The sequence below is a fragment of the Maribacter sp. MJ134 genome (assembly GCF_003970695.1).
Lineage (GTDB): Bacteria > Bacteroidota > Bacteroidia > Flavobacteriales > Flavobacteriaceae > Maribacter.
The window spans coordinates 1,876,570-1,889,622 of sequence record NZ_CP034570.1 but is presented as its reverse complement, the minus strand read 5'-3'; the positions used below and the strand labels follow the sequence as shown (position 1 = coordinate 1,889,622).

Genomic DNA, 13,053 nt, shown 5'->3' with positions numbered 1-13,053 from the left:
AAATTTTGAGGATATGAAGATACTGCCCAGTCATTATTAGCAGAAAATTGAAAATAAGATATAGAAAACCTTATTTTTTTGAAGAATCATTAGAAAGAATGATAAAACCATATAAATTATTCAAAATATAAAAAGATGATAGCTTAATGTTAGTATTATAACAATTTGGAAATCCAAAGCCCTAAAGAGACGGCCAGGATACCGATTACAATACTACCTATGGTGTACACTGAAAAATGAAGTAGGGTTGATTCCTTTAATAAGGAATGGCCTTCTAGCGCAAAAGTGGAGAAAGTTGTAAAGCCGCCGCAAAAACCTGTGGCCAATAAGAGCGTTTGGTTTTGGGATAATAAGTCATTCTTAATGGTGATACCTAATAAAAGTCCAATGAGTAAACATCCAATGATGTTCACCAAAAAGGTACCTAAGTAGAAATTTGAATAATAAGGGTTGAGAATCTTTGAAATCCAATAGCGAAGTACACTACCTAAACCACCACCAATAAAAACAAGCACTATTTGTTTCATACCTTATAAAGGTAAAAAACTAAACTGCCTTTTTGTAATTAGTACTAAGTAAATCTATAGGATATATAATAGATGTTGGTGCATCATTAAATTTTGGTGTAGGTTTTTTCGTCTTTTTGTTTATGCTCTGTAAGCTGCTCAACAAAATGATTGCATTTAAACCAACCAGAATTAAAAAAATTGTAAAGAATGTCATCATAATTTATTGCCCCTTATAGATGAATAACGCAAAATTACGTTATTTGGTATATTATACGAGGAAAAGTAGTTTTTTGTTGTGTAGAGGCCAATTTTTGTGGTGTACGTAAAATTTTGGCTAATTTTTAAGGAAATACTTAATAATAAAGAGTGTAAACAAGAAGATTACGAAGAATATTCCTACCCATTTTACACCTTGGTAATTTTTTTGATGCAATTTAAGGTCTTTACGGTAGGCGAAAACGATAATTATGATAAAAGCGAGTGCAAAAAGGATTGCAAAAACGATTTGTCCCGTGCTGAACATATTTCATATTTTTACGCAAAGCTACGGCAAAAACCAAGGTGATAGATGAAAAATAAAATTAATGCAGTACAACAGTTTCACGAGTCTTTTGGACTAGGAGTTTCTGAGGAAATGAAAGCGGATTTGGGTAAAGAAAAAAATCTCTTACGATTTAATTTGATGGATGAGGAAAACAAGGAATACCTAGAAGCTGCTATGGATAACGATTTGGTAGAGGTTGCAGATGCCTTGGGAGATATGTTATATATACTTTGCGGTACTATTTTGGAACACGGCATGCAGTATAAAATAGAGGAGGTATTTGAAGAAATTCAACGCAGCAATATGAGTAAATTGGGTGCCGATGGTAAACCTATATATCGAGAGGACGGAAAAGTACTTAAGGGACCTAATTATTTTAAACCGGACATCTCGGCAATTTTAAACAAATAAAAAAGGGGCAAACTGCCCCTTTTTTTATGCTGTCACTTTAAATCGCCAGCCATACTTATCCGCAGATTTGTTGTATTGTATATCGGTAATAATTTTTTTAAGCTTGGAACCGTAGCTGTTCTCCAATTGTGGCAGGTCGTAGTCTTGGTCCTTATACCCAAATGCCGCTATGGGCGATATCACTGCCGCAGTTCCTGCTCCGAACATTTCTTTTAAGGTGCCTTGTTTGGCGGCTTCTACTACTTCTGTTACGGATATTTTCCTTACCTCGGTCGCAATTCCTTGGTCCGCAGCAATTTTCAAAATACTTTTTCTTGTAATCCCGTCCAAAATCCTGTCGCTCGTAGGACCGGTAATCAAAGTATCGTTTATGCGAATGAAAATATTCATTGCACCAGCCTCCTCTATATACTCGTGTTCGGTATCGTCAGTCCAGATTACTTGGTTGTATCCTTTTTCTATGGCCAGTTGGGTAGGGTAGAACTGTCCTGCATAATTCCCACCTGCCTTTGCATAACCCACACCTCCGTTGGCCGACCTAGAATAGGTCTGTTCAATGAGCACCTTTACCTTACCGGAAAAGTAAGCTCCGGAAGGAGCGCAGGCAATTATAAATTTATAGGCATCCGCTGGTGAGGCATGAAAACCTTTGCCAGAAGCAAAAATAAAGGGGCGTATATATAAGGATGAGCCTTCCTTCGTTGGAATAAATGCTTCGTCCAATTGCAATAGTTTGGTCAGACCTTCCATAAAATATGTTTCAGGAAGTTCTGGTATGGATAATCTTTTTGCAGAAATGTTTAAACGCTTGTGGTTATCCAAAGGCCGGAATAAAAAGATGGCACCTTTTTCGTCCTTGTAGGCTTTCATACCTTCGAAAATGGATTGGCCATAATGGAAAATCTTTGAAGATGGATCTAATGTTATAGGTTGATAAGGAACAATTTTTGGAGTTTCCCATATACCATTCTTATAATCACAAACCAACATATGGTCAGAAAACACGGATCCAAACGCAAGATTGTCAAAATCTATTTGGTCAATTTTAGAGGTGGCCGCTTTTTCTACGATAATATTATTTGTCTCAGTATGCATTCAAAATCGTATTAGAAGGATAAAATTAATTAAATATACGGATTGAGGCTTCTTTTTAAGTCCAAAAATGCCCAGTTTTGTAGTACAATCTTAATTTTTATAAAATATGAAAGGTTTTAACATTTTACTTGTTGTTTTATTTGTCTCGTTTTCTTCCGTGGGACAAGATTCTCAGGGTAACGAAAATGGTTTGAAGAACTATGGTGCTGTAATTACCCTAGAAAATACCAAAGAGGCAAAACATATGTTGGATGCATACCATACTATGACGGCCGCAGATACCTTGCAGACCAAGTTTACTGCTAGGGTTAAGGAAGTTTGTAAAGTCAAGGGATGTTGGATGAAATTGGATATGGCAAATGGTGAAGAAGTTATGGTCCGTTTTAAGGACTATGGATTTTTTATGCCTACGGATATCGAAGGAAAGGATGTTGTAGTCAACGGTTTAGCTTTTGTTGAAGAAATGAATGTTGAAGATCAAAGACATTATGCTAAGGACGGCGGAGCCTCCGATGAAGAAATTGAAAAAATTGTGACGCCTAAAAAAACACTTGGCTTTGAAGCTGATGGTGTGTTGTTGAAACATTAATTTGGAAAGGGAGATAATCACTACCGGTGATGGTTCTAAAACCATACAGTTAAAAGGTTGGAATGAGCAATATCATTCCAAACACGGTGCTATACAGGAGGCGTATCACGTTTTTATAACAAATGGACTCTACCTTTTTGAAAAGACCGATGTTGCTATCTTGGAAATTGGTTTTGGAACGGGTTTAAACGCCTTTATCACATTCTTAGAGAGTAAAAAGAAGGAATTGAATATTCATTATACGGGCGTAGAGGCTTTTCCTGTTAGTGCGGAAGAAATTCAGCAATTGGCTTATGTAGATGCCCTCGCGGTTCCAGAAATGGACACTGTCTTTAAGAAGTTTCACGATAGTGAATGGAATAATGAGGTAGTAATTGCGCCCCATTTTCATTTGCAGAAGCAACAATTGGATTTTAGGGATATCAAAGCTAAAAACCTGTTTAACCTTATTTATTTTGATGCTTTTGGTCCAAGAGTTCAGCCAGAACTATGGACAGTTTCAATTTTTGGTAAAATGTTCGATGCCTTAAAAACAAATGGATACCTTGTTACCTACGCAGCCAAGGGTAGCGTTAGGAGGGCCATGCAAGAAGTCGGTTTTCAGGTCGAAAGACTTCCCGGTCCGCCTGGTAAAAGAGAAATGTTACGAGGTTTCAAGCCATAAACCAGAGCCTGAATTATATTACAGTAACTCTTCACAGGTTAAACAAAGGTGTTAAATCCAAATTAAAGTGTCTGTCAGCTTCCTTTTTATGCAATATCTTTAGGTTATGAAAGTATTGATAACTGGTGCAACAGGTTTAGTTGGAAGTGAAATCGTTCGTCAATGTCACGATAAAGCATATGACGTTAATTACCTCACTACAAGCAAGCATAAAATAGTTTCTGAACATAATTATCAAGGTTTTTATTGGGACCCATCAAAGAACCTGATAGACGATGCTTGTCTGGATGAAGTTTCTGTGATTATCAATTTAGCAGGAGCCAGTATTTCCAAAAGATGGACGTCAAGCTACAAAAAAGAAGTATTGAACAGTCGAGTTAATTCTTTGAGGACCCTCTATAAGGCTATTGAAAAAGGTTCCTTTGATACTATAGCGTCTTTTGTATCGGCGTCGGCCATAGGTATTTATCCATCTTCACAAAGTAATTATTATGATGAGGACTGTGAGCAAGTAGATGACAGTTTTCTTGGAGAAGTAGTTTCCAAATGGGAAGAAGAAATAGATGCATTTAAAGCCTTGAACCTCAATGTTTCCAAGGTCCGCGTAGGTCTGGTCATATCCAATGATGGTGGCGCGCTACCAGAGATGGCAAAACCCATTAAGTATTATGTAGGAGCTGCCTTTGGAAGTGGTGACCAATGGCAATCTTGGATTCACATATCGGATTTGGCTAAAATGTTCCTTTTCTTAGGAGAAAATAATCTTAGAGGTACTTTTAATGGTGTAGCTCCAAACCCTGTTAGCAATAACAAATTAGTGAAGGAAATAGCCAAGGCACTTAAAAGACCGCTATTCCTGCCAAATATTCCAAAGTTCGTAATGAAGACTATACTCGGGGAAATGTCCTATATTCTCTTTGCCAGCCAAAGGGTCAGTAGCAAAAAAATAGAGGAGGAGGGCTTTAATTTTACTTTCAGAAATATTTGTTCAGCATTGGAAGATATCTATGGACTAAATGGTTTCTGTGCTCAAAAAGAAACTGTAATCGAAAAAGAATACGCTTCATAGATAAGAGCGTACCGATATATTTAGATAGAAATCCGCTTTTGGCGGATTTTTTTATATTCCTTTGTGACATTTTGACATTTTTAAAGATTTGGCAGTACTTTTGCCACCTCAAATTCGGTCTTAAATAAGGAATAGATATGAGTGATAAAAATAAAGCTGAAGATATAGAGGATGCTGTTTCCAAAGAGGAAGAAATCATTGAAAATGATGGCGAAGCCCTAGAACAAGAACAATTGAGCGAGGAAGAGCAGTTAAGGGAGGACTTGGGTAAGGAAAAAGATAAATTTTTGAGATTGTTCGCAGAGTTTGAAAACTATAAAAAACGCACATCCAAAGAACGGATGGATCTTTTTAAAACCGCGGGCCAAGAAGTTATCGTATCCTTATTACCTGTATTGGATGATTTTGATCGCGCCCTAAAAGAACTTTCCAAATCCGAGGATAAAGAAATGTTCAAGGGAGTTGAACTCATCAACGGCAAACTGAACGAAACTTTAAAATCTAAAGGTCTTCAAAATGTAGCGGTAGATTCAGGAGATACTTTTGATGCTGAAGTCCATGAAGCCATTACGCAGATTCCTGCACCCAATAAGAAAATGAAGGGTAAAGTTATTGACGTGATCGAGAAAGGCTATAAACTTGGGGACAGAATAATCCGCCATCCAAAAGTGGTTGTTGGAAAATAAAGAGAGGTATGAAAGAAGATTATTACGATATTCTTGGTGTAAGTAAGGGCGCTTCCGCTGCTGAGATTAAAAAGGCCTATCGCAAGAAGGCACTACAGTATCACCCTGATAAGAATCCCGGTGATGCCAAGGCAGAGGAGATGTTCAAAAAGTCTGCCGAAGCATATGAAGTATTAAGTGACGCCGATAAAAAAGCACGTTACGACCAGTTTGGACATGCCGCTTTTGAAGGTGGTGGTGGTTTTGGTGGCGGCGGAATGAACATGGATGATATATTCAGTCAATTCGGTGATATTTTTGGCAGTGCCTTTGGAGGCGGTGGTTTCGGTGGTTTTAGCGGCTTTGGCGGTGGTGGTCAAAGAAGGGCTAAAGGAAGTAACTTAAGAATTAGAGTTAAACTTTCATTGGAGGAAATCGCTAATGGTGTTGAGAAGAAAGTTAAGGTAAGACGAAAAATACAGGCGGAAGGGGTTACCTATAAAACCTGTACTACCTGTAACGGTCGAGGTCAGGTAACCAAAGTTCAAAATACGATCCTTGGTCGCATGCAAACCGCTGCTGCTTGTAGTACTTGCGGAGGTAGCGGTCAGATTTTAGATGGAAAACCCGGAGATGCAGATGCGCAGGGATTAAAAGTTGCCGAGGAAACTGTTTCCATTAATATTCCAGCGGGTGTTGAAGAAGGTATGCAGCTCAAAGTTCCGGGCAAAGGTAATGATGCCCCCGGTAACGGTGTACCTGGAGACTTATTGGTTGCTATAGAAACGCAAGAACACGATACCCTAAAACGAGAAGGTGATAATTTACATTATGATCTTTATGTGAGTATTTCTGAAGCTGTATTGGGAACCTCAAAAGAAATAGATGCCGTTGGCGGGAAAGTTAGAATAAAATTAGAACCGGGTATACAGTCCGGAAAAATCTTAAGATTACGAGGTAAAGGCATTTCTAGCCTTAATGGTTACGGAAGTGGCGACCTACTGGTACACGTTAATGTTTGGACCCCCAAAGAACTTAATAAGGAGCAAAAAGAATTTTTTCAGCGTATGCAGGGCAGTGAAAATTTTGAACCTAAACCGGAAAAATCAGATAAATCTTTTTTTGAAAAAGTTAAAGATATGTTCTCTTAATACTAAAATCATTGATTTTTAAATAAAAAACGTATATTTGATTTGATATTGGGAAACTAATATCAATTTTCTTTTTCATAGCAATTTTTTTCCCATCCTTAATCTTTTGAGGGTGGGTTTTGCTTTTAAGGAAGTTTGTAATCTTATTTTTTAAAGATTAAGTGCTTAAATAATTGATACGACCAGCATTAAGTTTGTGTTGTTGCCCTTCATGTTCCCTGCTTTTTAAAACATTTCAATATCTTTGGACAAATTGCCTACATGAACAACATTTTGGTCACTAAAGAGGTTACCAAACAGTACGGAAACTATACTGCTTTAAAGAATATCTCCTTAGAAATTCCTAAAAATAGTATTTACGGATTGTTAGGCCCCAACGGTGCCGGTAAGACTACCCTAATACGTATCATCAACCAAATTACCTATCCAGACAAGGGAGCGGTTCTATTTGATGGTGAAATCCTAAAAACAGAACATATTTCGCAAATCGGCTATCTGCCAGAGGAACGCGGTCTCTATAAGAGTATGAAGGTCGGAGAGCAAGCCTTGTACTTAGCGCAACTCAAAGGATTGTCAAAAGCAGATGCCAAGGCTAAACTGAAATTTTGGTTCGATCGTTTAGAAATCGGAGATTGGTGGAACAAGAAAATCCAGGAGCTTTCCAAAGGTATGGCACAGAAAATACAGTTCATTGTTACCGTACTTCATGAGCCAAAACTTTTGATTTTTGACGAGCCTTTCAGTGGCTTTGATCCCATTAATGCCAATCTTATAAAAGATGAAATACTAAAGCTCAAGGACGCAGGCACATCGATAATATTCTCTACCCACCGTATGGAATCTGTTGAGGAATTATGCGAATATATTGCACTTATACATCAATCTGAAAAAATATTGGACGGTAAATTAAGTGACATTAAAAAAGCGTACAAGAACAATATTTTCGAAGTCGGTTTGGAAATTGAGAATCCTGATAATTTTTTGACCCAGTTAAAGGAAAAATTTGCCATACTAAGTTCGGAATATGATAGCGATGAGAATCAGCTTAATTTTTCTGTGCAATTAGAATCTAATGAATCAAGACCCTTGCTACACTATTTAGGAGACAAAGCCAATGTAAATAGTTTCGTGGAGACCATACCATCGGCAAACGACATATTTATACGAACTATAAAAAGTAAAGGTATTTCTCATGAATAAATTACCGTTGATCATTAAACGAGAGTATCTGGCAAAGGTCCGTAATAAATCCTTTGTGATCATGACTTTTTTGAGTCCTATCCTTATGGTCGGTATGATTTTGCTTATTGCCTATCTCACCAAATTAAACGATAACGAAAAAAGAGTGATATCGGTTTTAAACGAGAGCGATTATTTTTCCAATTCTTTTTTAACAACGGATACTACATCCTTTGTACGATTTAAGGATATAAGTTTAGAAGAAGCAAAGGACTCTACCCTGAACATGGGTTATTATGGTTTGGTCTATCTCCCCAATGAAGCTGATTTGGAAAAGGTAGCAAAAAGGTCGTTTTTCTACAGTAAGGAATCACCTAGTACATCGGTCTTGGAAAAATTAGAAGGCTTGTTCAAGGACAGACTGCGGCAAGAGCGTTTGCGAGAACTTGGCATATCTGCCCAGCAGTATTCAGAAATGGATAGCTCATACGAAATGAATATCTCCACTTTCTCGGGGGAACAGAACCTTAAAGGCATCAATGAGATAAAAGCTGTTATTGGCGGTGGGTTCGGATATCTTATTATGATGTTCATTATTATTTACGGAGGCTTTGTAATGCGCAGTGTTATCGAGGAAAAAACCAGTAGAATAATAGAAGTCATTATATCTTCTGTTAAGCCTTTTCAGTTAATGTTGGGTAAAATTATCGGTACTTCTTTGGCTGGCATTACTCAGTTTGGAATATGGATAGTATCCGGTACGCTATTATTGGTTATTGCAATGACCATTTTTGATATAGACCCGGCCACCATTTCCGGAGGAGGTCTAAACCCCACCCGAGTAGATACAGGGATGCCATCTGCGGATATGACCATGCAGTTGTATGCTCAAGAACTTTTTGATATTCCCTGGGTCATGCTAATCACTTTCTTTCTGGTCTACTTTATTTTGGGGTATTTAATTTATAGTTCCATATATGCCGCTATCGGTGCTGCCGTGGATAACGAGACAGATACGCAGCAATTTATTTTTCCTATAATCCTGCCCCTAATGCTGGCCATATATGTTGGCTTCTTTTCGGTTTTCAGTAATCCGCACGGGCCAATCGCCGTGGGTTTCTCCCTTTTTCCACTTACATCCCCTATTGTGATGTTAATGAGACTACCGGGAGGTATAGGTGAGGGAGGTGTTCCGGTCTGGCAATTGATAACATCCATTTTAATATTAATAGCTACCTTTATTGGTATCGTTTGGTTGGCAGCAAAAATATACCGTGTGGGCATCCTTATGTACGGTAAAAAACCAAGCTATAAGGAACTTTTTAAATGGCTTAAGTATTAACTATGATTCAGGAGGAAACCGAGAAACTAAAGGAAATTATCGAGGATGATATCTGGGGTACCATTAAGGAGTTTTTGAACTTAGGGTTTCACTATGGAGAAGGTGAAAAATCAATCCACATTACCATAGGGCTATTACTTTTACTAACCGCCGCTTTTATTGTCACCAGTTTTTTTCTTAGATGGATTCGCCAGTTTTTTACCCGAAAAATGGAGAACGATGATAAACTGAAGTTTGTTAGTATTTTCAAGTTTATCAAGTACGTGGTCTATATCGTAGTTATACTGTTTACCATGAGTACTGCGGGTATAGATATCACTATACTCATTACAGCTTCGGCCGCTTTATTCGTGGGTCTGGGGCTTGCCTTGCAGGAACTGTTCCAAGATATCATTGGGGGAATATTCATTATTTTGGATAAATCGCTCAGGGTAGGAGATATTGTAGAAGTAGACAATCGGGTAGGAAAGGTTTTTGAGATTAAACTCCGCACCACTAGGGCCATTACCAGAGACGATAAGGTAATTATAATTCCCAACCACAAGTTCATTAGTGATATTGTCTATAATTATACCCAAAACCACAAGACCACTAGAGAGGATGTTACTATTGGAGTGGCATACGGAAGTGATGTTCAATTGGTCACCAAAATATTGGAGGAGGTGGTTCAAAACCAAAGGGGAGTACTTAAAAACCCGAAACCTTTTGTATTATTCGAAGATTTTGGGGATTCCGCATTGCTGTTTTCTCTGAACTTCTTTATTAGTGATAGTTTTACGGACCCCAGGATAAAGAGTGAAATTCGGTATAAAATCGATGCCGAATTTAGAAAAAATAATGTGGTCATACCTTTTCCACAGCGAGATGTGCATATTTTCCAGCAAAAACCGTTTCAACATAGTAATGTTCAAAATACAGATAAAGAATGGGGAATGGGCGAAGATTAGGACTGGTATTTTTTATTTTTTCTGTCGCTCTTACCATCGCTCAAACTCCAGATGTCTTTAGGGCGGAATACATGTTGATGCCAGAGAATAGCTTTGATGTTAGGACCACCAGAATAAAATTATTGGCCAATGTTCCTATACCGGTACGTGAAAAGAAGGATTTTGTGGTTCTAGGTGCGGAGTACAACAAGTTTGATTATACCGTACCCCAAACCACCTTGCCGAATGCGGCCGACCTCAGTAATTTTCATGTGCTGGACGTAAATTTTGCGTATGTGTACAAGTGGAACGAGGATTGGCGTTTTATAGGAGTGGTGACACCGCGTTGGGCATCGACTTTCACGGACGGAATTCAAAGAGAGGATTTTAATATTAACTATACCGCCGGAGGATATAAAGAAAAAAAGGACGTGGAGAAGCCCTATAGGTTGGTATTGGGCCTTTCCTATAGCGCTACTTCTCCCATTCAGGTGCCACTGCCTTTTGTGTATTACGAAAAGCGTTTTAGGCCTAATTGGGCCTATACCATAGGTGTGCCAAAAACGGGCATTAAATTATACACCAAAAAACAACATTTTTTCCAGGCAGAGCTTTTCTTGGACGGGTATTATGTGAATATTCAAAATAATATACTTCTTTCAAATAATAATTTATCTACGGATATTTCACATACGGCATTATTATTGACCCTTGGTTATCAGTATAAGTTTACTAAAGATATTTCTGTTTATCTTTTAGGGGGGCATACCATAACGCAAAACGGAGTGTTAAGGGATAGTGACCGACAGAATATTTTTACACTCAATAATGGACCCGGGTTGTATTTCAGGACAGGATTTAGAATAGGAATTTAAAATAGGAATATGTCAAAGATTTTGGTAATAGAGGATGAGGCCGCAATTAGAAGAGTATTGGTTAAAATACTATCTGAGGAGAACAACGCTTATGTTTTAGAGGAAGCGGAAGATGGACTCAAGGGGTTGGAAACCATAAAGAATAACGATTACGACTTGGTACTCTGTGATATAAAGATGCCAAAAATGGATGGTGTCGAAGTACTGGAGGCTGCCAGAAAAATAAAACCGGAGATACCTTTTATCATGATTTCTGGCCATGGAGATTTAGATACCGCAGTGAACACTATGAGACTGGGAGCCTTCGACTATATTTCTAAACCGCCGGATTTAAACAGACTGCTAACTACTGTTAGAAATGCACTGGATAGAAAAGAACTTGTCGTAGAGAATAAAATTTTAAAGAAAAAAGTTAGCAAGAACTATGAAATGGTTGGTGAAAGTCAAGAGATTGAAGCCATAAAGGACATGATAGAAAAAGTGGCTCCAACAGATGCCCGGGTTCTTATTACGGGTTCTAATGGAACGGGTAAGGAACTGGTTGCGCATTGGATACATGAAAAAAGTGCAAGAAGTAGCGCACCCTTTATAGAAGTGAACTGTGCGGCAATACCTTCTGAATTGATAGAAAGCGAACTTTTTGGACATGTAAAGGGGGCATTTACCTCTGCGGTCAAAGATCGTGCGGGAAAATTTGAAGCGGCAAATAAGGGAACCATTTTCTTGGACGAAATCGGTGATATGAGCTTATCTGCTCAAGCCAAGGTACTTAGGGCTTTACAGGAGAGTAAAATTTCTCGTGTGGGTACGGATAAGGATATTAAGGTAGACGTTAGGGTCGTAGCGGCTACTAACAAGGACTTACAGCAAGAAATAGCGGACGGTAAATTCCGTGAAGACTTGTATCATAGGTTGGCCGTTATCTTAATTAAAGTCCCGGCATTAAACGAGAGAAGGGATGACATTCCTTTATTAATCAATCACTTTACAAAGAAAGTAACGGAGGAGCAGGGAATAGCGGACAAATCATTTTCTAAGGACGCCGTAAAACTTCTTAAAGCCTATGATTGGACGGGTAATATTCGTGAATTACGAAATGTTGTTGAACGTCTTATTATATTGGGTGGTGATGAAGTTTCTGAGGATGACGTAAAGTTGTTCGCTAGCAAATAAAGAAATCTTATTTGGCAGCGCAGGTTCCAATACGACGATGCGCCGCAAGGGTTATTTCTTTTGTTCTAAGGTTGTAATATATTTTACCTTCGGATAGGTTATCCCTTAATAGTTCCTTTTCGCAATGTTCTATAATTCTAGAAGTAAAGGCGCGTGCTTCTTTACAATTTACCGTTTCTACAACTTTGCTCAAGGATACACTATATTTTTCTAAAGAAGCGTCTATCTTTTGATATAGTAATTTTACGGGTTTCTTAGCTGTAGCAGAACCATTGGAGGCCGTATCAACGGTATCAATGATTGCCATACTTTCGTTAAATTTTACTTTGTGCAAATGATGGTCCTGTAAGGCGTTTAGACTACCCATGGTATTCTCTAAAGAACGTAATAAATATATCCGCGTAGCATCTAGTGTAGTTGCTTTGGTCGCCAGTTTCAAATTCTTAAGTCCCTCTAGTAAATTTTGCTCTGCGAACTCACATCCACAGATTTCCAATTGCTTTTTTGATTTTTCAATAGCATTTAAGGCTTTGTAGGCCAAATAACGCGCTTGGTTGATATCATCAATCGCGATAGCTTTTTCTGTTTTGGTTCTTGCAAAATCAATATTGGCACCGGCATATTCACATTCCGTACTACCTTTAAAAGAAGAAAAAAGGAGGAACGCCACAATAGCGTATGAGTAAATGTAGGTTTTGTTCATTATAAAAGATTTGGCGTAAAATTTGGGACTTTTACAAGTATAAAGTTAATCACGGGAGGCCCTAGTAGCACTTTTTATTCGATGGAAAGGCTGCCATTTACGTTTATTGGTTGAAATGTATATTTCAAGGGTTTAATGACCATCTTTTTTTGACCTTT

The 13,053-nt window shown here is 38.1% G+C and carries 14 protein-coding genes; 11 read left to right on the top strand and 3 right to left on the bottom strand.

The window, feature by feature from the left end; all coding sequences use genetic code 11:
- Window positions 1-155: 155 nt before the first annotated feature.
- Window positions 156-527, bottom strand: coding sequence for a fluoride efflux transporter CrcB (gene crcB, locus EJ994_RS08300; protein ID WP_126592030.1), 372 nt, complete (start codon window positions 525-527; stop codon window positions 156-158).
- A 550-nt stretch (window positions 528-1,077) separates the two neighbouring features.
- On the opposite strand from crcB, the gene EJ994_RS08290 reads away from it, so the two are divergent.
- Window positions 1,078-1,464, top strand: coding sequence for a nucleoside triphosphate pyrophosphohydrolase family protein (locus EJ994_RS08290; RefSeq protein ID WP_099572894.1), 387 nt, complete (start codon window positions 1,078-1,080; stop codon window positions 1,462-1,464).
- Window positions 1,465-1,488: 24 nt separating this feature from the next.
- On the opposite strand, the gene EJ994_RS08285 is transcribed toward EJ994_RS08290, so the two are convergent.
- A complete protein-coding gene (locus EJ994_RS08285) occupies window positions 1,489-2,559 on the bottom strand; it encodes a branched-chain amino acid aminotransferase (protein WP_126592028.1) in 1,071 nt (356 codons plus the stop codon).
- 106 nt (window positions 2,560-2,665) lie between these two features.
- Between EJ994_RS08285 and EJ994_RS08280 the strand changes: the two genes are divergently transcribed.
- From EJ994_RS08280 to EJ994_RS08235, 10 genes are all read left to right on the top strand, one after another.
- Entirely contained in the window at window positions 2,666-3,148 is a 483-nt protein-coding gene (locus EJ994_RS08280) for a DUF4920 domain-containing protein (RefSeq protein WP_126592027.1), read from the top strand.
- 1 nt (window position 3,149) lies between these two features.
- A complete protein-coding gene (gene mnmD, locus EJ994_RS08275; RefSeq protein ID WP_126592026.1) occupies window positions 3,150-3,812 on the top strand; it encodes a tRNA (5-methylaminomethyl-2-thiouridine)(34)-methyltransferase MnmD in 663 nt (220 codons plus the stop codon).
- Between the two features lie 106 nt (window positions 3,813-3,918).
- Window positions 3,919-4,881: a TIGR01777 family oxidoreductase gene (locus EJ994_RS08270; RefSeq protein ID WP_126592025.1), complete on the top strand. Its 963-nt coding sequence runs from the start codon at window positions 3,919-3,921 to the stop codon at window positions 4,879-4,881.
- Window positions 4,882-5,018: 137 nt separating this feature from the next.
- Complete coding sequence (locus EJ994_RS08265; protein ID WP_126592024.1) at window positions 5,019-5,567, top strand: nucleotide exchange factor GrpE; 549 nt, start codon at window positions 5,019-5,021, stop codon at window positions 5,565-5,567.
- Window positions 5,568-5,575: 8 nt separating this feature from the next.
- Window positions 5,576-6,697, top strand: coding sequence for a molecular chaperone DnaJ (dnaJ, locus tag EJ994_RS08260; RefSeq protein WP_126592023.1), 1,122 nt, complete (start codon window positions 5,576-5,578; stop codon window positions 6,695-6,697).
- A gap of 261 nt (window positions 6,698-6,958) precedes the next feature.
- Window positions 6,959-7,897 carry an ABC transporter ATP-binding protein gene (locus EJ994_RS08255; protein ID WP_126592022.1) on the top strand — a complete coding sequence of 313 codons (939 nt, stop codon included), beginning with the start codon at window positions 6,959-6,961 and terminating at the stop codon, window positions 7,895-7,897.
- Complete coding sequence (locus tag EJ994_RS08250; protein ID WP_126592021.1) at window positions 7,890-9,218, top strand: ABC transporter permease; 1,329 nt, start codon at window positions 7,890-7,892, stop codon at window positions 9,216-9,218. The genes EJ994_RS08255 and EJ994_RS08250 overlap by 8 nt, the downstream gene beginning before the upstream one ends.
- Window positions 9,219-9,220: 2 nt before the next feature.
- A complete protein-coding gene (locus EJ994_RS08245; RefSeq protein ID WP_126592020.1) occupies window positions 9,221-10,165 on the top strand; it encodes a mechanosensitive ion channel family protein in 945 nt (314 codons plus the stop codon).
- Window positions 10,144-11,019 carry a DUF6268 family outer membrane beta-barrel protein gene (locus EJ994_RS08240; RefSeq protein WP_126592019.1) on the top strand — a complete coding sequence of 292 codons (876 nt, stop codon included), beginning with the start codon at window positions 10,144-10,146 and terminating at the stop codon, window positions 11,017-11,019. Before EJ994_RS08245 ends, EJ994_RS08240 begins: the two co-directional genes overlap by 22 nt.
- Window positions 11,020-11,028: 9 nt before the next feature.
- Window positions 11,029-12,192 (top strand): sigma-54-dependent transcriptional regulator, encoded by a 1,164-nt coding sequence (locus tag EJ994_RS08235; RefSeq protein ID WP_126592018.1) that lies wholly within the window; start codon window positions 11,029-11,031, stop codon window positions 12,190-12,192.
- Between the two features lie 7 nt (window positions 12,193-12,199).
- On the opposite strand, the gene EJ994_RS08230 is transcribed toward EJ994_RS08235, so the two are convergent.
- On the bottom strand, window positions 12,200-12,895 hold the full coding sequence (locus EJ994_RS08230; protein WP_126592017.1) for a hypothetical protein: 696 nt from the start codon (window positions 12,893-12,895) through the stop codon (window positions 12,200-12,202).
- Window positions 12,896-13,053 lie beyond the last annotated feature (158 nt).

Coding starts and splice junctions, on each gene's coding strand:
- EJ994_RS08240 (WP_126592019.1), top strand. CDS start 10,144: ATGGGGAATGGGCGAAGATTAGGACTGGTATTTTTTATTTTTTCTGTC.
- EJ994_RS08250 (WP_126592021.1), top strand. CDS start 7,890: ATGAATAAATTACCGTTGATCATTAAACGAGAGTATCTGGCAAAGGTC.
- EJ994_RS08265 (WP_126592024.1), top strand. CDS start 5,019: ATGAGTGATAAAAATAAAGCTGAAGATATAGAGGATGCTGTTTCCAAA.
- EJ994_RS08230 (WP_126592017.1), bottom strand. CDS start 12,895: ATGAACAAAACCTACATTTACTCATACGCTATTGTGGCGTTCCTCCTT.
- EJ994_RS08245 (WP_126592020.1), top strand. CDS start 9,221: ATGATTCAGGAGGAAACCGAGAAACTAAAGGAAATTATCGAGGATGAT.
- EJ994_RS08235 (WP_126592018.1), top strand. CDS start 11,029: ATGTCAAAGATTTTGGTAATAGAGGATGAGGCCGCAATTAGAAGAGTA.
- EJ994_RS08285 (WP_126592028.1), bottom strand. CDS start 2,559: ATGCATACTGAGACAAATAATATTATCGTAGAAAAAGCGGCCACCTCT.
- EJ994_RS08280 (WP_126592027.1), top strand. CDS start 2,666: ATGAAAGGTTTTAACATTTTACTTGTTGTTTTATTTGTCTCGTTTTCT.
- EJ994_RS08270 (WP_126592025.1), top strand. CDS start 3,919: ATGAAAGTATTGATAACTGGTGCAACAGGTTTAGTTGGAAGTGAAATC.
- EJ994_RS08290 (WP_099572894.1), top strand. CDS start 1,078: ATGAAAAATAAAATTAATGCAGTACAACAGTTTCACGAGTCTTTTGGA.
- EJ994_RS08255 (WP_126592022.1), top strand. CDS start 6,959: ATGAACAACATTTTGGTCACTAAAGAGGTTACCAAACAGTACGGAAAC.
- dnaJ (WP_126592023.1), top strand. CDS start 5,576: ATGAAAGAAGATTATTACGATATTCTTGGTGTAAGTAAGGGCGCTTCC.
- crcB (WP_126592030.1), bottom strand. CDS start 527: ATGAAACAAATAGTGCTTGTTTTTATTGGTGGTGGTTTAGGTAGTGTA.